The 22,467-nt window shown below is 70.2% G+C and carries 14 protein-coding genes and 1 pseudogene; 9 read left to right on the top strand and 6 right to left on the bottom strand.

Translation table 11 applies throughout. The annotated features are described in order from the left end of the window. Window positions 1-12: 12 nt before the first annotated feature. The 3 genes from ACWC9R_RS28965 to ACWC9R_RS28955 form a co-directional block, all read right to left on the bottom strand. Window positions 13-4,557: a beta-ketoacyl synthase N-terminal-like domain-containing protein gene (locus ACWC9R_RS28965; RefSeq protein ID WP_450735909.1), complete on the bottom strand. Its 4,545-nt coding sequence runs from the start codon at window positions 4,555-4,557 to the stop codon at window positions 13-15. Between the two features lies 1 nt (window position 4,558). Then, window positions 4,559-11,524: an SDR family NAD(P)-dependent oxidoreductase gene (locus ACWC9R_RS28960; protein WP_450735907.1), complete on the bottom strand. Its 6,966-nt coding sequence runs from the start codon at window positions 11,522-11,524 to the stop codon at window positions 4,559-4,561. 962 nt (window positions 11,525-12,486) lie between these two features. Beyond that, window positions 12,487-13,209 carry an SDR family NAD(P)-dependent oxidoreductase gene (locus ACWC9R_RS28955; RefSeq protein ID WP_450735906.1) on the bottom strand — a complete coding sequence of 241 codons (723 nt, stop codon included), beginning with the start codon at window positions 13,207-13,209 and terminating at the stop codon, window positions 12,487-12,489. A 343-nt stretch (window positions 13,210-13,552) separates the two neighbouring features. On the opposite strand from ACWC9R_RS28955, the pseudogene ACWC9R_RS28950 reads away from it, so the two are divergent. After that, window positions 13,553-13,723 (top strand): annotated as a pseudogene (locus tag ACWC9R_RS28950) (transposase); the annotation flags it as partial. A 69-nt stretch (window positions 13,724-13,792) separates the two neighbouring features. On the opposite strand, the gene ACWC9R_RS28945 reads toward ACWC9R_RS28950, so the two are convergent. Continuing rightward, complete coding sequence (locus ACWC9R_RS28945) at window positions 13,793-14,221, bottom strand: VOC family protein (protein WP_450735904.1); 429 nt, start codon at window positions 14,219-14,221, stop codon at window positions 13,793-13,795. Window positions 14,222-14,690: 469 nt separating this feature from the next. Here ACWC9R_RS28945 and ACWC9R_RS28940 point away from each other — a divergent pair, with 469 nt between their 5' ends. The 4 genes from ACWC9R_RS28940 (at window position 14,691) to ACWC9R_RS28925 (ending at window position 18,027) form a co-directional block, all read left to right on the top strand. Next, entirely contained in the window at window positions 14,691-15,236 is a 546-nt protein-coding gene (locus tag ACWC9R_RS28940; RefSeq protein ID WP_450735903.1) for a VOC family protein, read from the top strand. Continuing rightward, a complete protein-coding gene (locus ACWC9R_RS28935; RefSeq protein ID WP_450735901.1) occupies window positions 15,229-16,038 on the top strand; it encodes a MerR family transcriptional regulator in 810 nt (269 codons plus the stop codon). Before ACWC9R_RS28940 ends, ACWC9R_RS28935 begins: the two co-directional genes overlap by 8 nt. A gap of 161 nt (window positions 16,039-16,199) precedes the next feature. After that, window positions 16,200-16,850, top strand: a complete 651-nt coding sequence (locus ACWC9R_RS28930; RefSeq protein ID WP_450735899.1) for an adenosylcobinamide amidohydrolase — start codon at window positions 16,200-16,202, stop codon at window positions 16,848-16,850. Window positions 16,851-17,847: 997 nt separating this feature from the next. Then, window positions 17,848-18,027 carry a CsbD family protein gene (locus tag ACWC9R_RS28925; RefSeq protein ID WP_450735898.1) on the top strand — a complete coding sequence of 60 codons (180 nt, stop codon included), beginning with the start codon at window positions 17,848-17,850 and terminating at the stop codon, window positions 18,025-18,027. 17 nt (window positions 18,028-18,044) lie between these two features. Here ACWC9R_RS28925 and ACWC9R_RS28920 read toward each other — a convergent pair whose 3' ends face one another. Continuing rightward, window positions 18,045-18,731 carry a sigma factor-like helix-turn-helix DNA-binding protein gene (locus tag ACWC9R_RS28920; RefSeq protein ID WP_450735896.1) on the bottom strand — a complete coding sequence of 229 codons (687 nt, stop codon included), beginning with the start codon at window positions 18,729-18,731 and terminating at the stop codon, window positions 18,045-18,047. Window positions 18,732-19,219: 488 nt separating this feature from the next. On the opposite strand from ACWC9R_RS28920, the gene ACWC9R_RS28915 reads away from it, so the two are divergent. The 4 genes from ACWC9R_RS28915 (at window position 19,220) to ACWC9R_RS28900 (ending at window position 21,674) form a co-directional block, all read left to right on the top strand. After that, window positions 19,220-19,903 (top strand): hypothetical protein, encoded by a 684-nt coding sequence (locus ACWC9R_RS28915; RefSeq protein ID WP_450735894.1) that lies wholly within the window; start codon window positions 19,220-19,222, stop codon window positions 19,901-19,903. Window positions 19,904-19,906: 3 nt separating this feature from the next. Continuing rightward, window positions 19,907-20,908, top strand: coding sequence for an SRPBCC family protein (locus tag ACWC9R_RS28910; RefSeq protein ID WP_450735893.1), 1,002 nt, complete (start codon window positions 19,907-19,909; stop codon window positions 20,906-20,908). A 170-nt stretch (window positions 20,909-21,078) separates the two neighbouring features. After that, the gene (locus ACWC9R_RS28905) at window positions 21,079-21,462 is read left to right on the top strand and encodes a hypothetical protein (RefSeq protein WP_450735892.1); all 384 of its coding nucleotides are present in this window, start codon (window positions 21,079-21,081) and stop codon (window positions 21,460-21,462) included. Window positions 21,463-21,545: 83 nt separating this feature from the next. Continuing rightward, entirely contained in the window at window positions 21,546-21,674 is a 129-nt protein-coding gene (locus tag ACWC9R_RS28900) for an LPFR motif small protein (protein ID WP_405560844.1), read from the top strand. A gap of 40 nt (window positions 21,675-21,714) precedes the next feature. Here ACWC9R_RS28900 and ACWC9R_RS28895 read toward each other — a convergent pair whose 3' ends face one another. After that, window positions 21,715-22,311: an alkaline shock response membrane anchor protein AmaP gene (locus ACWC9R_RS28895; RefSeq protein ID WP_450735891.1), complete on the bottom strand. Its 597-nt coding sequence runs from the start codon at window positions 22,309-22,311 to the stop codon at window positions 21,715-21,717. Between the last annotated feature and the right edge of the window lie 156 nt (window positions 22,312-22,467).

The raw sequence follows: 22,467 nt of genomic DNA, 5'->3' as shown, positions 1-22,467 counted from the left end.
TCTGACCGCTGTTCACCGCGTCGTCTCCCGTTCGTCCGTCGTTTCCGTCGATTCCGTCGTCCATGCGACGACGTACTCCCTGTCCGTCAGGTCTGCCGGATTGCCGATCCGGCGGCACCACACCCGGTACCGTCGGCCCGCCGCCTCCACCAGCAGTTCCTCCGGCTGCGCGGCGACCACGGCGAAGTCCTTCGGCCGCCCTTGCAGTCCGGTGCCGCGCGCCTTGGCCACCGCTTCCTTGGCCGCCCAGAACCTGGTGAACCACAGGCCTCCGGGCTCACCCGTCGCGGTCTGCTGCACCCCGAGGAGCGCGCGCTCGGCCGGGCCGAGCGCCATCACCTGGGCCTGCACCGGGCGTTCGGCGATCTCCTCCACGTCGATGCCGATCCCGCCGGGTCCGGTTCCGGTACGGGGGCGCACCATGGCCACGCCGGTCTCCGCGCAGTGCGCCAGCGTGACGTCCAGCTCGGGCAGGGTCCGGCCGTGGAGCCCGGCGACCCGGGGCCGGCCGGCCCCGTCGTTGCTCACCCGGATCTCCGCGGGGAAGACGGGCCCCTCGCCGTGATCCCACAGCCACTGGCGGACGGCGTCCTTGACCGCGATCCTGCCCAGCAGCCACTGTGCACGGCCGCGGGGCGGGCGCTGCTCGTACTCCTCGCGTTCCGCGCTGCTGAGGTGGTTGCGCATGACGAGATCGCGCGAGGCGAGGTCCGGCCAGCGGTCGTGGACGAGCGACCAGCCGCCCCGCTGGACGCGGGAGAGGGTGTTCCGCTCGGGGAACCGTTCCTGGACCCTGGTCTCCTCGCGGTTGTCGAAGCGGCGGTCCTGCCAGCCGTGGATCTCCGCCCACACCCGGCCGTCGGCGACCAGCTGGATGTCCGCCTCCACCGCGGTGTCGGTGACGGAGGTGACGGTGACGAGACAGTCCAGCGTGGTGCCGGTCGCGGGGTGCGGGCCGTGGAAGCGCATCCGTCGCATACGGACCGGGAACACCACGGTCCGCTCGGTCAGGGTGCTGATGATCCAGTAGCCGAGCAGCTGACCGACGTTGTCCAGCAGGGCGCCGGGGGCGGGCGGGGTGGTGAGCTTCCCGCGTACGTGGCGGGGGCCGACCGCGGTCAGCTCGGTGACGCCCTGGAACAGCGGGCCGTGGAACATCCAGCGGTCCGTGTAGAGCTGCTCGGCGGTGATCTCCGGGGGCCGTTCGGTGGCGGTATCCCAGGTCCACGGGCGGGGCGGCGCCTCCGGGGGGCCTGCCGCGAGTTCGACCTCGGCACGGGCGAACCGGCCGAAGGTCACCCCGACCCGACCGGGTTCCTGCGGTGCCACGGTGACCGGCACATCAGCGGCCGGGCTGACGGTCACCCACCGGTTGAGCTGCACCCCGTGCACCGCCACGGCGGACGAGCCGGGCACCGCCCGCTCGGCGCACTCCATCATGTGGTGGATCACCGTGGTGGCCGGGACCACCGGCCAGCGGTCGGCCTCGTCGGGCCAGCCGGGACGCTGCGCGAAGAAGCAGTGGTCCAGCAGGTACGGCATGGTGTCGGTGGAGACCCGCAGGACGGTACGGAACTCCTGCCCGCCGGGCGTCGGGGAGCTCGGCACGGCGGTCGGCGCGGGAGGCGCCGCCGGTGCTGGGGGCGCCGCCGGGGAGCCCGTTCGAGCTGTCCGGGCGGCGGTGAGCACCGCCGACGCCGTTTCCGCGGTGTCCCTGAGCAGCGCGCTCAGTTCGCCGGCTACCGGGAGCCGGTCGGCCGCCGCCTCCAGCGCGGACAGTTCGCCGCCCGTGCTTGCCGCGGGCCGGGCCGCCAGTGCCGAGCGGAGGCTGCCGAGGGTGCCCTCGTCGAAGGAGACCAGACCCCCGCCGAGGTCCAGCCGGACCGGCGGGCGCTTCGACGCCGCTCCGCGGCCGGCGCGCAGCGGCCGGAAATCCGGGTCGCCGCCTTCCGTCCACAGTGCGGTGGCGACCCGGTGCAGCTGGGCCAGTCCGCTGCGGTGCGGAGAGTTGGCGGCCACCGCCAGGTGCGGCCGGCCGTGCAGGGTGTTGTCGATCAGCGCGCCGACCTGGCCCGTTCCCGCCTGTACGAAGACCCGGACGCCGGCCGCGTACATCGCCTCGGTCAGCGGGCGGAAGCGCACGGGTTCCAGCAGATGCCTGAGGAACAGCGCGCGGACCTCGGCCTCGGTGGGCGGGTAGACCGACGCCGTGGTCGCCGACCACACCGGAACGGCCGGCGGATACAGCGTGAACCGGCTCGCGGCACGGCGGATCGGTTCGAGGTAGGGAGCCAGCATCGGGGTGTGGAAGCCGGACTGGAACGGCAGGACCTGGCCGACGACGTTCCGCGCGCGAAACCAGCGCACGAGCTCGTCCACCGGGCCGGGCGGGCCGCACACCATGGCCTGGTCCGGCGCGTTGTCGTGGGACAGCACGATCTCGGGGCGGTCCTCCAGGGCGGCCGCGACCCGGTCGGCCGGAGCGCCCAGCACGGCGAAGGCCAGGCCCGGCACCCGCAGCTCGTCCGGGTCGAAGTCCGCCATGAACTCGTCCACCGCACGGCCGGCGAACAACCCACCCGTGACCATGGCGGTCCACTCGCCCACACTGTGGCCGGCGACCGCGTCCGGCACGATGGCCATCCGCCGCAGGGCGGCGTCCAGTACCCGGCCCACCGCGACCACCTCGCCCCCGTGCCGGCCGACATCCGCCACCTCGGTCGGCTGCCCGGCGCGGACGGCGGGGAGCAGGGCGTCCAGCCCGAAGTGCTGTGCGACGTCGGAGACATGGGGCCGGAACTCGGCCTCAAGTCCCGGAAAGACGAAGGCCACCTGCCCGCCGTCGTCCCCGCCGAGCAGCGGCTCGGCGGTGAACCACACATCGCCGCGGCCCCGACACGGGCGGCCCTTGGCCACCGCCCTGCGCGCCAGGGCGAGGCTCTTGGCCGTCGGGTCGACGATGCCGAGCCGGCTGCGTCCCTCGCCGGGAGCCCGGTCGTCGAGACCGGCCGCGCGCACCGCCGCGTCGTCGGCGTCCAGCAGGCCGGCGAGCTGCCCGGGGCTGTCGGCGGTGAGCCGCAGCACGCGGGTGTGTTCCCGCACCGACACCGCGGGCCGGTTACGCCGGCCGGCCGCGCCCTCGGGCGGGGCTTCGAGCACCACATGCGCGTTGATGCCGCCGAAGCCGAAGGCGTTCACGGCGGCCCGCCGGACCCCTGACCCGCCCTCGGTCTCCCACGCCTGCGCCACCGGGATCGGTCGGAAACGGGTCCGCTCCAGCGCCGGGTGCGGGTCGTCGCAGTGCAGCGTGGGCGGCAGCACCGCGTGGTGGACGGCGAGCGCCGCCTTGGCCAGGCCGGCCACGCCCGCGGCCGGCATGGTGTGGCCGATCATCGACTTCACCGACCCGATGACCGCCCGCTCCTCGCCGTCCGCGCTGCCGAACACCTCCTGCACGGTGGCCAGTTCGGTGGCGTCACCGGCCGGAGCCGCGGTGCCGTGGGCCTCCAGCAACCCGATCGAACCCGGGCGGGCGGGGTCGAGACCGGCCGCGCGCCACGCCTGCCGCACCGCCTTCACCTGCCCCCCGGAGTCCGGGTTGACGAGGCTGCCGCTGCGCCCGTCGCTCGCCACGCCGGTGCCGCGGATCACGGCATAGATCCGGTCGCCGTCGCGCTGCGCGTCGCTGAGCCGCTTGAGGACCACCACACCGGAGCCCTCACCGATGAGCAGGCCGTCCGCGGCCCGGTCGAAGGGGCGTATCCGCTGGCTGGGAGAGAGCGCCCGCAGCTGCGCGAACACGCTCCACAGGGTGATGTCGTGGCAGTGGTGGACACCACCCGCGAGCATCAGATCGCAGCGCCCGCCGGCCAGTTCGCCCACCGCCTGGTCGACCGCGACCAGCGAGGACGCACAGGCGGCGTCCACGGTGTACGCGGGGCCGCGCAGGTCGAGCCGGTTGGCGACCCGGGAGGCGGTGAGGTTGGGCACCAGGCCGATCGCCTGCTCGGGGTCGTCCGGCCCGAGCTGCTGGACGAACGCCTGCCGGACCCGCTCGATGTGGTCGGCTCCGAGGTCGGGCAGCAACTCTCCCAGCGTGCGCACGAGCTGGTTGGCGGTGCGCACCCGCTGGGACCCGCGGGACAGCCCGGGGGTCAGGTAGCCGCCGCGCCCCAGGATCACCCCGATCCGGTCGCGGTCGGGCAACCGGTCCTGGCCGCCCGCGTCGGCGATCGCGTCCGCGACCACCTTCAGCGCGATGAGCTGGTCCGGTTCGGTCCCCGCCACCGAGTGGGGCATGATCCCGAACTGGGTCACCTCGACCTCGGCCAGCTCGTCGACGAAACCGCCCCGCCGGCAGTAGACGCGGTCCGAGCGCCCCACCGCCTGCGGATCGTAGAAGCTGGCATCCCAGCGGCCGGCCGGCACATCGGTGATCGCGTCCACCCCGGTGACCAGGTTGCGCCAGTACGCGTCGAGGTCTGCCGCGCCCGGCAGCAGGACCGCCATGCCGACGATGGCGATCTGTGCGCCCGCGCCGTCTTCCCCCCTGGTCATCTCACCACCCCGACGCGGTGTAGACGACGGACTGGGCCGACTGCTCGCCCCAGGCGAGTTCGCGCAGCAGGCAGAGGGTGCCTTCCTCGGGGTCGATCAGCCGGATGCCCCGGCGGGCGTACTCCCGTGCCAGCTCGGGGGTCACCATGCCCGTGTGCTGACCGGTGGGCGCCCACGGTCCCCAGTGGACCGTGAGGAGCCGGGAGCCGGTGCGGGCGGCCCAGCGGCTGCCCATGCTCTGCAAGGCGTCGTTCGCCGCGGCGTAGTCCACCTGGCCGCGGCTGCCCAGAACGGCCGAGATGCTGCCGAAGAACACCGTGAAGCCAGGGGGGCCGGGCAGGTCCTCCACCGCCTCCAGCAGTGTCCGGGCGCCGTCGACCTTGGTGTCGAACACCCGCCGGAAGGACTCGGTGTCCTTCTCCGCCAGCATCCGGTCCTCGATCACCCCGGCGGCGTACACCACACCGTCCAGCCGGCCGTGCTCGGCGTGGATGTCCTTCACCACCCGGTGCAGCGCTTCGGCGTCCCGGGTGTCCGCCGAGTGGTAGCGCACCGCACTGCCCAGAGAGCGCAGTTCGTCGACCGTGGCGCTGATCTCGCGCTGCGCGAGGATCTGCCCGGCGGTCCGCTCGATCTCGGCCGGGGTGCGGTTGCCGAGCGCCGCCAGGGTGGCCCGGAGTGTCTCGCGGTCGGGCGCCGACCGGGTGGCCGGGTCTTCCGGGCCACTCGGCGCGGCGGTCCGGCCGACCAGCTCGATCCGGCAGCCGGCGGCCGCCGCCAGGGTCGCGGCGAAGCGTGCCGTGATGCCCCGGGCTCCGCCCACCAACAGCACCACGGCGTCCCGGTCCAGGCCGATCGCGGTGGCCTCGGCCGCACCGTCGCCGGCCGGCCCGGCTCCCGTGGTGCCCAGCCGGCCGAGGCCGGTCTCGGCCAGTTCGAGGCCGTACCGGCCGCCGGAGGAGCGCAGGACGACCGGGGCGCGGTCGGTGGCGAGCAACTCGCCGACCAGCGTGGCCGCCAGGTCCTCCGCCGACTCGTCCGGAGCGACCTCGACCACCCTGGCGACCGTGTCCGGATACTCCTGGGCGATCGTCCGGAACATCCCCCGCAGCCCGTCCGGCCGCCCGTCGTCCGCCGCCGCACCGCCGGGGACAGCGGTGATCAGCCACCGCGGCCCGCGCCGCAGCGCGGCCTGCACCACCGGGAACGACTCCGGCAGCAACGGCTCCTCGGTGCCGGTCAGCGCCTCCAGGTGGAGCACACCGTCCAGCGGGCCGTCCTGGTCCGTCAGCAGATGCTGACCGTCACGTACGACGAACTCCGCGCCCCGTGCGGTGAGTTGAGTTGCCAAACGCTCGCCCACCGGGCTGTCCCCGCCCAGCAGCGCGAAGCGCTTTCCGGACAACGCCCCGGGGCCAGCGGCCGGCTCGGGAAGGGCCACCTGCCGCAGCAGCAGCCGGGCGGGCGCCTCGGCGACCACCTCCACCGCGTCCGGACGGCCGGCCGTCTCCGACGGGCTCCGGTCCTCGGGGGGCTGCTCCTCGCCGCCGCGCAGCCGTGCCATCAGCAGGCCGGCGATGCCGGAGGCGGTGCGGGCCGCGGACAGCGCGTCCAGCTCCGCGTCGTCGAGCTGGGAGACGCCCGCCCCCTCCCCACTGCCGGACCGGACCCGGGCGGCCAGTTCACCGGCGATCTCGATCCGTTTGATCGAGTCGACGCTCAGGTCGGCCTCCAGATCGAGATCGGGCTCGATCATGTCCACCGGATAGCCGGTGCGTTCGCTGATGAGGCCCAGGATGGTCTGCAGCACGTCCTCCTCGGTGAGCGGCGCGGCAGTGGCGGCGGCCGCCTGCACCGGCGCGGAGGCCGCCTCCGGGGCGGGCGCGAGGGGGCCGGGGTCGCCGGGGGCCGGCATCGACGTGACCGGCTCGACCAGGGCGGTCGTGACCGGTTGGACCGGGACGGGTGCCTGGTGGACGGGCATCGGCGGGACCGGCGGTGCGAGGGCCGGGGTGCCCGCCGCGGCACCGAAGTACGTGAGCAGCACATCGCGTTGCGCTGCGACGATCTCCCGGCTGGTGCGCAGGAACTCGGAGACCATCCGGTCCGGGCTGACGGCAGCTTCGTGGGGGTCGGGCGTCGTCACCAACATCTCCTGGATACGTCGGGCCGGCCTGAGAGAGCCGGGCAGCGGGCTGCCGTCACGGGTACGCACCAGGTGCCCGTTGACGGTCCAGCCGGGTCGTTCGGGGGGAGTCGTGTGCCGCAGGTCGGTGGCGTGGCGGCCGTGGAACAGCCAGCGGGTGCGCACCCGCACGCCGGCCACGGCCAGCTGGGCGAGCGCGCCGAGGAAACCGCGCACCCCCCGGCCGCCCGCCGTCTCGCAGCCGACCGTCGTGTGCGGACGGTCCCGGAGGATCGCGGACACGAGGGAGGGGAGCGTCGAGCCGGGCCCGACCCCGACGAAGACACGGGCCCCGGCCTGGTACATCCGCTCGATCTGCTCGGTGAACCGGACGGGCGCGCCGATCTGTGCGGCCAGTTCGGTGCGTACGTCCTCGGGTCGCGGCGCGTAGACGGACGCCGTGCGGTTGGCCCACACCGGCGTCTGCGGTGCGCGCACCGGCGCCCCGGCGAGTGCCTCGGCGAACCGCTCGGCGGCGCCGGCGACGACCGGGCTGTGGAAGGCGCAGGCCACCGGGAGGGTCTTGGCGCCGAAACCGTGCGCGCGAAGCCGCTCCACCGCGGCCGCGACGGCGTCGGCGGGCCCGGAGAGGACGACCTGTTCGGGCGCGTTGTGGTTCGCGATGACGACGCGGTCCGCCAGGCCCGCCGCGTCGAGCTGACCGGAGACGTCCTCGACGCCGGCCGACACCGCGGCCATCGCACCGGGCTCCGGCCCGGCCGCGGACACGATCGCCTCGGCCCGCCGCGCACTCAGCTCCAGGAGGGTCGCCGGGTCCAGCGCCCCGGCGGCGCACAGCGCCACCAGTTCGCCGTAGCTGTGCCCGGCCACCATGTCCGGGACCACACCGGCGCGGCTGAAGAGGTCGTACGCGGCCAGGCCGACCATGCCCAGGACGGGCTGGGCCACCGTGGTGTCGGTGACCCTGGCCCGCTGCCCGGCCGCGACGGCCGGGTCGAAGGCGTCCGGCGGGAAGAGGTCCGCCGCCCACTCGCGGCCGAGCTGAAGGTAGCGCTGGACCTCCGGGAAGGCGACGAACAGGTCGGCGAGCATGTCCGGCCGCTGACTGCCCTGGCCGGGAAAGAGGAACGCCACCTTCGTGTCCGCCGCACCGTCCAGAGACCCGTCGTCCGCCCCGGCGGCGAAGACCCCCGCGGCCGGATCGTGTTCGCCCGCCCGCGCCCGCCCGAGCAGCACGGCCAGCTCGTCCAGGTCCCCCGCCACGACCGCCGACCGCACCGGATGCCGGGAGGCGTCGCAGCGGCGGGAGGCGGTCACCGCGAAGTCACGCAACCGCCACGGGCGACCGTCCCGCTCGTTCCGCTCCACCAGGTCCAGCAGCTCCTGGATCGCCCGGTCGGCGTCCGCACGGTCCGCGCCACGGAAGACGAACAGCTCGGCCGGCCAGGCGTCGAGCCCCTGCACCGGCGGCGGCCCCTCGTCGTGGGCCCGCAGCACGACATGGAAGTTGGTGCCGCCGAAACCGAAGGCGCTGACCCCGGCGACCCGCTCGGCCGGCCGCGCCGCCCACGGCCGCGCCGAGGTGTGGAAGGCGAACGGGCTGCTCTCCTGGTCCCAGGCCGGGTTGGGCTGCTCCAGCTGCCGCGTCGGCGGCTTGACGCCGTTGCGCAGCGCCATCGCGGTCTTGATCAGACCCGCCAGACCGGCGGCGCACTTGGTGTGCCCGATCTGCGACTTCACCGACCCCAGCGCACAGCTCCCGGGCGCCGCTCCGGCCTGCGTGAACAGCTCGGTGAGGGCGCCCAGTTCGGTACGGTCGCCGACCATGGTCCCGGTGCCGTGCGCCTCGATCAGCCCGACCTCCGTCGGAGAGATGCCCGCGTGGCGGTAGGCGCGCTCCAGCGCGGCACGCTGCCCCTCGGCACGGGGTGCGGTCAGGCCGAGGGACTTGCCGTCGCTGGCACTGCCGACACCCTTGATCACGGCATAGACGCGGTCCCCGTCGCGCTCCGCGTCGGAAAGCCGCTTGAGCACCAGGCAGGCGACGCCCTCGCCCAGCGCTATCCCGTCCGCCGCGCTGTCGAAGGGGCGGGAGCGGCCGGTCGGGGACAGCGCCCGGACCGAGGAGAAGAGCAGGTAGTCGTTGATGCCGTTGTGGAGGTCGGCGCCGCCGCACAGGACGAGGTCGCTGGTGCCGGCGGCCAGTTCCTTGCACGCCACGTCCACCGCGGCCAGCGAGGAGGCGCAGGCCGCGTCCACCGTGTAGTTCATCCCCCGCAGGTCGAGCCGGTTGGCGATCCGGCCGGAGATGACGTTGGCCAGCATCCCGGGGAACGAGTCCTCGGTGAGCCGGGGCAGCTGTGCGTCCAGCTCGGGCGGCAGCTGCCCCACGTAGGCCGGCAGCAACGAGCGCAGCGCGGCGGTGTGGGACAGGTCGCTGCCCGCCTCGGCCCCGAAGACCACGGCGGCCCGGGACCGGTCGAAGTCCCGCTCCCCGTACCCGGCGTCCTCCAGTGCCAGGCGCGCCGCCTCCAGTGACAGCAGCTGCACCGGCTCGATGCTGCCCAGCGAGGACGGCGGAATGCCGTACCGCAGCGGATCGAACGGTATGTCCGGCAGGAAACCGCCCCACTTGGAATCGGTGTGGCCGCCGTCCGCCTGGGGTGCGTAGTAGACCGCCGGGTCCCACCGCTCGGTGGGCACCTCCGTGACGGCGTCGGCTCCTCCGACCACGTTCGCCCAGTAGGCGGCGAGGTCCGGCGCGTCCGGGAACATGCAGGACATGCCGACCACGGCGATGTCCAGGGGGGCCGGTGCGGGGAGTTCCTCGCCCGACTGCGGGGCGACACCGAGCCGTTCGCGCGCCCGCGCCGAGCGCTCGGTGTAGAAGTCGGCGGCGGCGCCGCTGACGGACGCGTGCAGCTCGCCGATCGTGGTGGCCCGGTTCCGGAGCACGGCGACCTCGCCGGCCATGAACATGCCCTCGACGAGCTGCCGGGCCTCGTCCACCTCGGTCAGCTCCTCGCCGACCCGTTCCACGCCCTTGCTGGCGATCCGCAGCCGGCCGACATTGAGCCGTTCCAGCTGTTCCCACGCCTGCCGCTCCGGGACGCCCTGCGACCGCAAATCCTCCTTGATTCCGCGGTAGTTGTCGGTGAAGGGGCTGGTCACACACCGCGTCGTGTGGCCGGGCGCCGTTTCGAGCAGCTCGGTCCGCCGCGCCGCGAGCACCTGCCGCTGGAAGAGCGGCTGCACCGCGCCATGGCTCACCGCCTCCTCGGTGAACAGATAGGCGGTACCCATGAGCATGCCCACGGCCACGCCACGGGCGGTCAGCGGAGCGGCGAGCGCGGCGACCATCGCCGCCGAACGTGCGTCGTGAATCCCGCCGGCGAACAGCACCCGCAGCGTGTCGCCCTCGGCGTCCTCGGCCGCGTCGAGGAACTCGGTGAGGACGCCGATCTGGGCCTCCCACAGCGCGAAACTGCTCCGCGGCCCGATGTGGCCGCCGCACTCGGACCCCTCGAAGGCGAACTTGCGGACGCCGACGTCCAGGAACTGCCGCAGCACGCCGGGCGAGGGCACATGCAGGAACGTGTCGATACCGGCCTCTTCCAGTGCGGCCGCCTGCGAGGGCCGGCCGCCCGCGATGATCGCGCAGGACGGCTGGAACTCCCGGATGATCTCCAGCTGTGCGGCCCTGGTGCGCTGGGGAGCGAAGCCGAGCACCCCCACCCCCCAGGGCCGGCCGTCCAGCGCGGAACGCGTCTGCTCCAGCAGCGTGCGCGTCTGCTCCGGACCGGCGAGCGCCAGCGCCAGGAACGGCAGCGCGCCGTCCTCCGCGACCGCCGCGGCGAACCCCGGCTGATCACTGACCCGGGTCATCGGCCCCTGGGCGAGGGGGAGTTGCGTACCCAGCGCGCGGCTCATCGCGGAACCGTCGCGCAGCGCGTCGAGCGGCGCGTCCTCCCGCACCGCCTCGCACATGGCGGCGGTGACCGCACGGACCGCCCCACCGGCATCGCGCCACTGCGCGGCGAACCGGGAGGCCAGGAAGCCGTCCTGCCCGACGGGGAGCAGCTGCGTCCGCAGATCCCCGGCACCGAGCAGGCCGGCCACCTTCACCGGGTCGTCCGGCACCGCCGGCGCGTCCGGCCCCCGGCGCCACAGCACCCGGTGCCCGGCCACCACGGCCGTCTCCGAACCGTCCAGGTTCCGCACGGCCGCCGCGACGTCGTCCGGAAGGCCGGACTCCGCCAGAAGGGCGAGCTGCGTATCCAGCACGACTCCGGCCGCCCCGCCGACCACCGCGGCCGCGGCGGTGTGCGGCCCGATCCCGCCGCAGGCCCAGACGGGCAAGTCCAGAGCCGGATCGGCCATCAGCTGCTGGAGGAGCACAAAGGTGCTCAACTCCCCGATCCGCCCACCGCTTTCACTGCCGCGGGCGATCAGTCCGTGCGCACCGCTCCGGGCCGCCTCCAGCGCCTCCGCATGGCTCGTGACCTCGACGAGCACGCGATGATCGGCGACGAGGTCGTCGACCCGCAACGCCGCCTGCACACCGAGCACCACCGTGTGCACACCCCCGCCGCTCACCAGCTCGGCCGCGGTGACGGCACACCCGGCGGCCACCCGCACCCCGAACGGCCGCGACACCCACTGCCGGACCGACTCCAGCGCCTCCCTGGCCCGCCTGTCACCCCTGCCGAGATCGAGCACACCGAGCCCGCCGGCCCGGCAGACGGCGGCGACGATTCTCGGATCGGGTTCCCCGAATGGGCTGATCCCCAGGACAGCATCCGTCAGGCGTGCGGTCGTCACAGAAACTCCGAAAAATGTGGGCACAGGAGATACACGCAGCTGCCGGGACACGATCCCGAGTGCCTGCGGTGCGGTGGTCGACAACAGCCTCAGCAGGCGGCCGCTCACGCGTCAACGAACACTGTGCAAGTACGTGCCGGGAGCGCCGGATACTGTGGTCATCCCTAGACTCTGCAGATCGCACACCGGTGGCCGCATGCCGCCGATCCGGAGCCTGCCCCACAACACCGCTGACCAGCAGTCAGTTCCCCTAAGCGCCTTGGAATGGCCGCTCTGGGTGGACTTGCTGACCGGCAGTGCGAATGCCGGTGAACCTGCTCGCGGCAACCGAAGGCCACGGCCCTGTCTGCCTTTCCTGGGCTTCCTGGGCTCCGTTGTCAGTGGTGGGCTCTACCGTGGTGGCACGGCGCTTGGCAGGTCAGAAGACGCTGAGGGGGAGGCGGCATGCCCGAGTGGGCTCTCGCGATACTCATTCCGGTCGGTCTGCTGGCTGTGGGCCTGGGGACGTTCTTGGTCTGGGCCCGGCTGGGGACGAAGGAACCCTTGAATCACGACAACCAGATGCCGGAGACCCATTTTCGACAAGGTGGTGGTGCCGGCGGCGGCTGACCGGCGGCTGACCGGCGGCGTCCGGCTCGGCATGGCCGGCCCGCGCCGTGGCTGAGCCGGCCTTCGCCGACGAGCATCAGACCAGCGCAGCACCGCAAGTACATCGCCGACAACCGCGAACACGCCGAATTCGTCCTCAGCTGAGCACCCGTTCGTCGTGTGGGCTCCGGATAATCGCTGCTCCGGAACCGTGTATCGATGAGCCCAGCAACCAGCAGGAAGGTCGGAGCGGTCTCTTGTGGGTGTGAATCTTCCGGTCCCGGCCAGCCCGGCCTGCCCCTGTGACACGTCTGGATCGTCCTCAAGGTGGCGGGGACTGGGGCGAGCGCCGGGTCGGGCGGGCGGGGGCACCGTCAGTCTGCTACGAGGCCACCGGTGAGGTTGAGTTCGGTGGCAGTCATCGTGCGGGCCCAGTTGGATGCGGCGAAGACCGCGGCGTTGGCGACGTCGTCGTAGGCGGGAAGCTCGGCCAAGAGTGCCGCCTTGTCGGCCCGGTTCTCCTCACCGGGTGCGGGCGAGCCGGGTGAAAGAAGCCAGGCGACGCGGACACCCTGCGGACCGAGTTCCGCTGCGAGTTGTCGGCAGACGCCTGCGAGGGCGGACCAGGCGATGTGTGATCCGCCCAGGTCGGGGATGGTCTCGCGTCCGCCGGCCATGACAAGGAGGACGCCGCTGCCACGGCCGACCATGTGCCGGGCTGCTGCAGTGGCTGTGGTGAGGGTGGTCGTCACCGCCTTCGTGACCGGGCGGAGCACGTCGGCGAGGGCCATCTCAAGGAGCGGGCTCCCCTGGACGTCATCGTTGGACGTGGCGTTGAAGCAGATGTCGATGCCGTTGCCCGCGGCCGCCACGGCATCGGCGTGGCGGTCGACGGCGTCGCGGTCCGTCGCATCCAGCTGGGCGACGTGGGCGACCCCGCCCTCGTCTCGGATGCGCCGCGCGACGTCTTCGAGGGATGGCACAGTTCGTCCGGTGAGGTGGACCGTGGCGCCTTCGCGCGCGAAGGCGCGAGCAACAGCCGCTCCCACCGCTCCGGAACCGCCATGGACGATCGCTGTCTTGCTGGCCAGTAGCACGGTGATCTCCTCGGCACGGGTGCTGACGGAAGTGCAGACCTGACGCAAAGAGCAGACTCATCGCTCACCGACCACTCTCCGCCTGAAGATACTGACTACCAGGTCCGGCGCATCCCGGCTGGCATCGCCACATGACCCTTGGGCGCGACTGTCCACGCCTGCCTGCCTGTCCTGCGCACTGGCGCACTCGATACAGAGAAAGCAGAAACGGATCGATCCACCTGAGCTGACCCATCCCAGCTTCGCCGAGATCCGGCGCCTGATCACCTTTCTCACTGCCCGTTGCCCAGGATCAGTCGCCGGTGCGAAGCCGCCATCGGGTCGGCGGGTCGCCCCGCAGGCTTGGAAGGAGGTGCCAAACACCTCTCACCACAAGGTCCGGGCCCGTGTCGAGCACGTCTTCGCACGGATGAAGGCTTACAAGATCCTTCGCGACTGCCATCTGAAAGGCGACGGCGTTCGCACCGCCATACTCGGCATCGCCCGGTTGAAAAATCTCGCCCTCACACGGTAGCTCCCGCCCCATACGGAACCGGAGAGGCCAAAGGGAGGCGGCGCCCCACCCCGCCGGCTCGGAGAACCCTCAGTCGATACAGAACTCGTTGCCCTCGATGTCCAGCATGGGGATGCACGAATCATCGCCGTCATACAGCGTTTGTACGTGTACCGCGCCGAGCGGGACCAGCCGTGCGCATTCGGCCTCAAGTGCGGCGAGGCGCTCTTTCCCCACGAGGCCGGTGCCGACCCGCACATCAAGATGCACCCGGTTCTTGGCGGTCTTCCCTTCGGGGACGCGCTGGAAGTAAAGTCCCGGGCCCACACCTGACGGATCAGTGCAAGCGAACGATGAATCCCGCTGCTCAGGTGGCTGCGAGGACTTGAAATCGTCCCACGTGGCAAACCCCTCCGGTGGCGGCGGTACGACGTACCCCAACACCTCGCACCAGAAACGAGCGAGGCGCTCAGGTTCTGCGCAGTCAAAGGTGACTTGTACCTTCCTGATCACTGACATCGGCGCAACATACCAGAGGGGCTCTGCCTCCCGCCGGTGGTCCACAGGAGCATCCAGTCTTGACCAACTACCCTGATTTCAAAGATCAGTTACGAGACACCCCGTACATGGGGTTCTGCTACGTCCACGAGGGCATCGACGTGCTCGCCGAGGCCGCCCCGACGTTGGACGAAGCGCTCGGCGGGACCCGGCGCAGGGCGTACAGAAGCGACACGGGGGTGAACATCCAGGTTCTCGCGGACCCGGTTGGCCGGCCGTGGCGGGCCATGCCCGCGCTGCTGCCCGGTGCTACGCCTCGCCCCCGAAACTGGCCGCCACCGGCACCTGTCGACCACACAGCAGCAGGCCAACGCCGCCCACACACGCCGACGCGGACCGGGAGCACGAGCGAACGCGATCATTGCTTGACGTCGTCGGTTCACGGAGTGGGCTTGACCCTCACGTTGCGTGAGGGGGGACGGTGAACGGCATGAGCGATTTCTTCAACGCATTCGAGATGGGCCCCGTATCCGAGCGTGGGCCGAAGGCGGTTGCGCCAGAGGTGTTCCGCGGCATCTACGCGATGCCGGTGTTCGTGACGGTTCCGACGTCGGACTTGGCGGCGTCGACGGATTTCTGGGTGCGAGGGTTCGGCTTCATCGAACTGTTCAGCGTCCCGGGGCAGGTGGTCCACCTGCGCCGGTGGGCGTTCCAGGATGTGCTGCTCGTTCCTGCGGCGACCGGTGCCGAGGCGCCCGAAGTGCCGGCGATGAGCGTGAGTTTCCTGTGTGTGATGAGCGAGATCGATCCCCTCGTCGAGGCGTGTTCGGATCTCGTGCCGGGCAGCGTGACCGGGCCGCGGGATACGCCGTGGCGTACTCGGGACGTCGAAGTGATCACGCCCGAAGGTGCGCGGGTCGTGTTCACCGCGGCGCAGGAGCTCGATCCTGACAGCCAAGAAGCGCGTGATCTCGCCTCGGTCGGAATCGTCGCCCCGGGCTCGACGGAGGAGGGTCACAATGGCGTCCATGGTTGAACGCGAGCACGACATCCGCGACGGTGTCACGGTGGGCGCGGCCGCTGAGCTGGCGGGGGTGACCGTCCGCACGCTGCATCACTGGGACGAGATCGGCTTGGCGTCGCCGTCCGAGCGCACCACCGCCGGCTATCGCCAGTACACCGAAGCGGACCTGCAACGGCTGCATCGAATCGTCGCCTACCGGGAGGCCGGTCTCGGGCTGGAAGCGGTGCGTGAGGTTCTCGATGACGCGACAGCGGAGATCGGCGCCACCTTGCGCCAGCAGCGTGCCCAGCTCGCCGAGCGCATCCAGGACCTGCAGCAGCTCGACGAGCGCCTGGAAAGGATGACCGAGGCTCACGAGCGGGGCATCCTCCTCAACGATGAAACGCAGTCGGAGATCTTCGGGGCGGACTGGGACGCCCATCGATCCCGGCAGGCCCGCACTGTGTGGGGGGATTCCGCGCAATGGGCGCAGTTCGCCGAGCGGTCCGCTTCTCGCACGCGGCAGCAGTGGCAGGCGCTCTCCACGGCGATGTCCACGTTGCAGGACGATCTGGGCAACGCCCTCGACCAGGGTGTCATTCCGGGGGCCCCAGAGGCGAACGCGCTGGTCGAACGCCACCGCGAAGTATTCTCCAACTTCTTCCCCCTCACGCGAGAGATGCAGGTGTGTCTGGGCAGAATGTTCGAGTCCGATCCCGGCTTCTCCTCCCACTACGACGGAATCCGGGTCGGGCTGGCCTCCTGGTTTCGGCAAAGCATCGACGAGTGCGCTCGCACTCACGGGATCGACCCGGAGACAGCCACCTGGCGGTGACCCCGTACCGCGGAAATGCTCGTAACCCGATGATGGCGTGCTCGTCGTAGCGCGTGGCGTCTCCTCGCCATTCCTGGCCGGCCTGCAGGAGATTGGTGGGGTCCGTTTGCGACCAGTCGGCGGCCCGTCCGTCATCACCAGGGAGTTCTGCAGGTCTGCAGGTGACCGTTGTCAATCCTCAGCCCACGGCTGTCGGTTCGCTGAGCCTGCGACGTTTGACCCGCACCGAGGACGGCGAGCGGCTGCACGCCCTGCTGTGGCAGGCAGGGCCGGGACGGCGGATGATCAGCAACGCCGTGCTGGTGGGAGGCCTCGGCGAGCGGTCCTGGGTCCTCGACGCGCAGGTCGTCCATGGGTACCGCCGCACAGACCCGGAGCGCCATCTTGCGGACCTGGCCGACGACATCGGCGTGCACGGTCCGGGAGTTGGGCTGATGACTGCGGCGGATGTTTCGGCCCACGCGCGTGCAGACGACAGTGGCGCCGTGGCCGTCGCCACCTCGGGCGTGACCGTACGGGGGTGGGCTGCCTCGCCGGCGGAGGGCAGCGTCGCTCCGGTGGTGCCGGGCACGATCAACATCGTCGCCATGGTGCCGGTGGCCTTGTCCGATGCCGCATTGGTGAACGCGGTGGCCACGGCGACCGAAGCCAAGGTTCAGGCGCTGCTGGAGCTGGGATACGACTGTTCCGGCACTCCTACCGACGCTGTGTGCGTCGCCGGTCGCATCCCCTCTCCCGGCGAAGAGGTCCACGCTTTCGCCGGCCCCCGATCGTTGTGGGGCGCTCGGCTAGCACGCGTGGTTCTGTGGTGAGCCTTCCACGGCGCCTTCGGTGACCCGGGGCAGACCACACAGCCTGGGATTGGCAAGTTCACCCCTCTCGTCGCCGTCGCCCGCGCACGCGCTGTGGTCAATGGCGACGAGGCATCCCTTGCTGTGCTGCAAGGTCGTGTGGGTGCCCGCGACCTGACGCCCCCAGACCTCGCTGCGGTACGGCACGTACTCGTCTTCACCGGTGCCAGAAGTGTGGTCGAGGTGAAGATCGTTCGGTCCGTCAGGCAGAGCATGAATCACCTGGCCTCAGCCATTCTGGAACCCAGCGCCCGTCGCAGACTTCACGGCCTGGTGTACGCAACGGCCGGCACACCCGTCCCCACCGGATCATTCGCCTCGCGGCCGACGGGTGAGGAGGGTTCGTCGTTCACTACTGTCAGGCGCTATCGCCGAAGCCGACTGCTGATCAATTGGTTGGCGAAGTCATGGAGACGCTCGCGTGATCTTTTTGGACACAAGCACGGACGTCGCAAAAGTAGCGGCAGCAGCGAGTGTACTCATTGGCGACAGAGGTACTTCGCGTCGCAATTCAACGGCGCCGGTCGCGCTTCAACCGCTTGCTGATCAAAGGGCTACCTTTCCCTGATTCTGAGTTTCCTTCGTCACAGGCGTCGTAGTGGGGTGGGGTGAAAGCCATGAGCGGGGCGATCCGTGCCTGGGGCTGCTGTCGTTACCGCTGTCGCCCTTCCCTTTCGTGCCGTCGCGCGGCTTGTCGGTGGACCGCGGATAGTGCAGGTGGCGGTCACTGGCTCCAGGCGGCCGCGGGCTTCAGGCTGGTGAATCGCCCCGGACGTGTCGGCTGGGGCAAGACGGGGCGCACGCGCCGAACGCAGCCCAGAGCCGGATGTGGATTCCGTTGGGCCATATGGCATGGGCATAACATGGCGGGACCTTATGCTGTCAGCTCGAACTGTTTGAATGCATTGTGTGCGATTATTGCTTCTAGTAGCTGGGGGTGCGACGAAAGAGGCGAATCGTGAGCGCGAGCGAAAAGGCGAAGGCGAAGGCCGAGCAGGTCAAAGGCACGGTGAAGAAAGAAGCCGGTCGATCTGTCGGCAACGAGGGTATGACCGTCAAAGGCCAAGCGCAGCAGAGTAAGGGTGCCGCCCGTGAGGCCAAGGAGAAGGTGAAGGATACTTTCAAGAACAGAGGCTAATTGCATGGAACGGTAGGTCACATTCTGAAACTCTGTGTTGCCGCTAACCGATCGCGCATTTCGGCATCACCCCACATCGTGGAGTGTGAGCGTCGGCCACCCCCTGGTTCGGGTGACGTAGACGTGGGACCGGCCGAGCGGCGGGCGTGCGTCACCGTCTCGTCCGACGGCTGTCGGACGACGGTCCCCGGGGCGGTGTGCGGGCCGAGCGCCAGCACGGCCCGCACCAACCGTTCGCTTCGGCGGCCGGTCAGCAGCACACCGGCCCCGTCAGCGCCGTGCAGCGCCTCCCAGGCTCGTACGGATGCAAGCGGCAGGCTGCGCCCGGTAGTTGCGGTGCGTGCAGTCAGGCGGTGGCCGGCATCGCTTCCGCAGGTGTACGCAGATGTGGGTGGTGAGGGGGAGAGGTGCATCTGGGAGAGGTTGAGTTCCTCGCCGATCTCGCTCTGGGGCATCTCGGCGTCGAAGCGGAGTGCGAGGAGGGTGCGGTCGTGGTCGTCGACCTCGGCCAGTCGCGGAAGGAACCGCTTGAACTCACCCTGGAGGTAAGGGATGGCCTGCGTGGTGAACGCCACGCCACGCTGGGCGTCGTAGCGGTTGATGGTCTCGATCGGACCGATCGTGCCGACCTGCGGCATGACCTCGGTGGACTCCCGGCGGCCGGAGGAATGGCGGGCGACGTAGTGCACCAAGGTCAGGTTCATCTCGATAAGGATGTTGTGCCATAGGCAGTTGTCTCGGGGTTTCGTGGCGCCGGACTGGGGGACATGCGCCACGCCTGTACCTGGTGCGGCAGGGGTGGCTGTTTGTTCGGCCCGTCGGGTCGGCGCTAGGTGAAAGCCGCCGTCCGGCCGGCGAAACCGCATTTCCCGGAGTTCGAAGCCGTCAACCGGGCGTCCGTACCTGGGGCAGACGGCAGGCAGGAGCAGCAAAGCATCGGCGATCGCGATGCGAAATCCTCGTGAACGCCTGGAGTTCTACGAGCACCTCGGACAAACCCGGATTGTGTCGTAGGTGCGCTTCGCCATCGAGGGCGATGCCTGGGGAGATGCGTGCCTGGGGATGTGGGGTGAGAGTGGGAAGAGGAAGCCTCTGCCTCCCAAGAGGCGCTGCGGGGCATCTGGCAGTCCCGCGCGGCGGGGTGCATGGTGCCTGAGCGGCGCGATCCCACGAACGTGACATGAGGCCATTCATGGAAACCGATGCAAAAGTCACTCTGGCTGCCGCGCTCGCGGCTGGATATGTACTGGGCCGGACCAAGAAGGGCAAGCTCGCCATCGGGGTCGCCTCGATGGTTGCTGGTCAGGCGCTGAGTCCGCGAGAGTTGATCGGCCAAGCGCTGCGCAAGCTAGCTGCCACTCCCCAGGCAGCGCAGCTCATCGACCAGGTTCGTGGTGAGCTCCTGGAGTCCGGTCGCACCGCGCTGTCTGCGACCGCCGACCGCAGTTTCGGGGCACTCGCCGACGCCCTGCAGAAGCGCACCAGCGCCCTTCAGGAATCCCTGGACGATGAGGAGCCGGCCGAGGACGAGGAACCGGCCGAGGACGAAGAGGAAGAGCCGGCCGAAGACGAGGAAGAGCCGGACGAGGGTGAAGAGGACGACGACGAAGAGGAAGAGCCGGCCGAGGACGAAGAGGCCGAGGACGAAGCGGAAAAGCCCGCACGGCGGCGAGCGGGGAAGTCTTCGGCGAGCCGTGCTCGCACAACGAAGTCGTCGGCGAAGAAGGCACCGGGGAAGAAGACACCCGGGAAGAAGGCTCCAGGGAAGAAGGCCGCGTCCGGTAAGCCGGCGGCGAAGAAGACAGCCGGGAAGAAGACAGCCGCGAAGAAGACAGCCGCCAAGAAGACATCCAGCCGCACCAGCCGCAGGAGGTAAGCCATGGCCAAGGAGGGCGACACCACTCCGGACAAGGCTTCCGGCCTTGACATGCTCAAGGAGCAGCTGGCCGGGTTTGCCGAAGCGCAGGGCCAGAGGCTGGCGGACAAGGCCGGAGAGAAGATCAGCGACCTTGCGCAGGGGCTGGGTGACGTGGGCGACGGCAACAGCACCCTGCTCAACGTCGGGAAGCGGGTGCTCGGCGGAGGAGAGTCGCCTGTAAAGGCCTTCCTCGGCGAGAAGGCCGGTGACCTCAAGGACAAGGCAGTCGACACCGTGAAAGGGTTCTTCGGCGGTGGCGGCAAGGCAGGGGACAAGAAGGTCACCAACATCGTCGAGGTGATCGACATCGGTATGCCCCTGCGTACCGTGTATGACCGGTGGACCCAGCTCGAGGAGTTCAGCAGCTTCACCAAGGGCGTCAAGAGTGTCTCGCAGTCGGACGAGATCGAGAGCGACTGGAAGCTGAAGGTGGCGTTCTCCAACCGCAGTTGGAAAGCGACCGTACAAGAGCAGATTCCCGATGAGCGGATCGTGTGGAACTCCGAAGGGGGCAAGGGCACCACACGCGGCGCCATCAGCTTCCATGAACTGACCCCGGAACTCACCCGCATTGTCGCTGTGGTCGAGTACTACCCCTCCGGCTTCTTCGAGAAGACCGGCAACATCTGGCGCGCTCAGGGACGGCGTCTGCGTCTGGACCTCAAGCACTTCCAGCGGTACGTCACGCTCACCGACAACGAGGACCTCGAAGGCTGGCGCGGCGAGATCCGCGATGGCGAAGTGGTCCGAACGCACGAAGAAGGACTCGAAGACGACGAGGATCAAGACAACGAAGATCAAGACGCCGAAGACCAAGAAGACCAAGAAGCCGAAGACGAAGAGGACTCCGAAGACCTGGAGGACGAGGACGAACTCGAAGAGGCCGAAGAGGACGAACCCGAAGAGGGCGACGAAGACGTTGAATACGAAGAGGAAGGCGAGGAGGACGAGGAGGAAGAATAGAATGCGCCGGAGGCAAACGCGTGCCGGTGCAGCTGCGGATGGAAGCTTATGGCGCGGGAAACGCGCCTGACGGTCTCGGCGATTTCGCTCTTCCACGGCGTGAACTATCCTGGCGGTGACGCCACGCTCGCTGGCTCGCGGGGCGGCGTACACGAGAGGCGGATTCGCTCATGACCAAGCATGAAAAAACACCCCAGCCTTCCCGCGGCGAAGGGCCGAGCCGTCACAAGGAAACCAAACAGCACGGATGGTCTCCTGATATCGATGAGACCAAGCAACAAGACAACCCGAGCGCGCACCGGTCGTTCCATCCTGACCAGTACGCCCCCGAGTCCGGACCTCGTAAGGAAACTTCCCAGGAAGAAATGGATGGCGTCACGGGCGACACCGTCAAGAGTTTCTCCCGTCGCGGAGAGAAGCAGGGCGGCAGGTCCAAGGAGAAGGGAATGCACGACGAAGGCCGCCGAGGTCGTTCGCAGCGTCCCAGCGGCAGCAGGGATGCCGAGGCATCCTCTGGTGTCGACCCGCAGGAACCGCGCTCCGAGTCGGACTGAGGTGTCCGGCTGACGCGTCACGACCGCACGGCGGTCTGCAGCACCCCGCCCGCCGCGGTCGAGGAAGTCCTTGGAGGACCGTCATGCTCACGGCTATCGCAGACATACTCAGGTCCATCGGCGGGGCCATCGCCACCGTCGTCACCCTCCCCTTCCGTGCCGTCGCCCGGCTCTTCGGTGGAGCTGCCGACAGCGCCCACGGTCACCACTGACACCCCTCACCCGACACCGGACCGTGAACGCGACGTGGTGTCATTCGACGCGGTGCGGGCTGTGGCGGGCAACGCTCAGGCTGACACGCGTGGGGAGGTTGTCCCAGCCGGCGGATCGTCGTGCCCGTTCGACGGCGTCGTGCAAGCCCTCCAGGATCTGCTCCGGACTGGTGCCCGGGCCAAGGGTGAGGCCGATGCGGGCCTGTGGGTGCGTGTGGTCGCCGTAGAAGAGTGCGTGGCCGCCCCGGACGCCCTGGAGCATGGTGAGGTCGGTGGTGAGCGCGTCACTCAGCGCGTGATTGCTGACCGTTACGGTCTCCTCGGATGAGTCTGCGACGGTCAGTTGGCGGGGGTGGCGCCGACGTTGGGACAGCAGCCATGCCAGGGCGAGCAGCAGGAGCAGCGCCAGTGCCGCGATGGTGGCCGGCCACCACCAGCTCAGGCCCGTCCACCGGGTCTGATCGGCGGACGGGACCAGGACGTCGCGCGCAGTGGTGAGCGGCCAGCCGGCCGGGGGTACGAGGAGCCGGCGCCGGTAGATCTCGGCGCCGCCGGCGAGCACCAGGAGCCCGCCGCCCAGCAGCACGAGTCCGAGCAGGGCGAGCAGAGTTCGGTTGGTCTTGGCGTGTTCCCTCATCGTGTTCTCCAGGGAGTCTCTGCGCACCCGGTCCCGCGCTCGTCATGTCGCGCTGCGGCGTACGCGGACCTTCAGCCGAGGAGGACGCGCCAAGGCGAGTTGGTCGCGTGCCTCGCGGCGAAGGGTGTCGGCGAGGTCGTCCTTCACATCGGCGGT

Source organism: Streptomyces sp. NPDC001219 (assembly GCF_053597915.1).
The sequence above is the reverse complement of the archived record's forward strand: the minus strand, read 5'-3'. Positions and strand labels throughout refer to the sequence as shown.

Excerpts from the sequence above, each read along its gene's own strand:
- ACWC9R_RS28965 (WP_450735909.1), bottom strand. The coding sequence starts at position 4,557 with ATGACCAGGGGGGAAGACGGCGCGGGCGCACAGATCGCCATCGTCGGC.
- ACWC9R_RS28945 (WP_450735904.1), bottom strand. The coding sequence starts at position 14,221 with ATGTCAGTGATCAGGAAGGTACAAGTCACCTTTGACTGCGCAGAACCT.
- ACWC9R_RS28940 (WP_450735903.1), top strand. The coding sequence starts at position 14,691 with ATGAGCGATTTCTTCAACGCATTCGAGATGGGCCCCGTATCCGAGCGT.
- ACWC9R_RS28935 (WP_450735901.1), top strand. The coding sequence starts at position 15,229 with ATGGTTGAACGCGAGCACGACATCCGCGACGGTGTCACGGTGGGCGCG.
- ACWC9R_RS28920 (WP_450735896.1), bottom strand. The coding sequence starts at position 18,731 with ATGAACCTGACCTTGGTGCACTACGTCGCCCGCCATTCCTCCGGCCGC.
- ACWC9R_RS28915 (WP_450735894.1), top strand. The coding sequence starts at position 19,220 with ATGGAAACCGATGCAAAAGTCACTCTGGCTGCCGCGCTCGCGGCTGGA.
- ACWC9R_RS28910 (WP_450735893.1), top strand. The coding sequence starts at position 19,907 with ATGGCCAAGGAGGGCGACACCACTCCGGACAAGGCTTCCGGCCTTGAC.
- ACWC9R_RS28905 (WP_450735892.1), top strand. The coding sequence starts at position 21,079 with ATGACCAAGCATGAAAAAACACCCCAGCCTTCCCGCGGCGAAGGGCCG.
- ACWC9R_RS28900 (WP_405560844.1), top strand. The coding sequence starts at position 21,546 with ATGCTCACGGCTATCGCAGACATACTCAGGTCCATCGGCGGGGCCATC.
- ACWC9R_RS28895 (WP_450735891.1), bottom strand. The coding sequence starts at position 22,311 with ATGAGGGAACACGCCAAGACCAACCGAACTCTGCTCGCCCTGCTCGGA.